Source organism: Cohnella baijiui (assembly GCF_020731285.1).
In the GTDB taxonomy this organism is placed as follows: Bacteria; Bacillota; Bacilli; order Paenibacillales; family Paenibacillaceae; genus Cohnella.
Genome location: NZ_JAJFOW010000459.1, coordinates 1 through 217, shown reverse-complemented (window position 1 = coordinate 217; position 217 = coordinate 1). Strand labels below are relative to the sequence as shown.

At 46.5% G+C, this 217-nt stretch carries 1 protein-coding gene; it reads right to left on the bottom strand.

The annotated features are described in order from the left end of the window. A partial coding sequence (locus LKX83_RS33375) for a hypothetical protein (protein WP_227887606.1) occupies nt 1-217 on the bottom strand: 217 nt, incomplete at both ends.

Sequence of the window (217 nt, the reverse complement as noted above, 5' to 3'; positions counted from 1 at the left end):
GGCAGATCTCGCTTCCAAAACGCAAACTCTCCTTCCGGGTTATCGATGGCATCGAACACAACCAAATCAAACAATCCTTTGCGCTGTAGATAACGATAATGAGGTGGGAAGGTGAACCAGAATACCTTTTTTCCACGCAGGAGATGGCTATAGTCTGTATACTGCCGGACAATATATAAATCCTCCGCCAATTCGACAATCGGTGCTGTGAGCATGC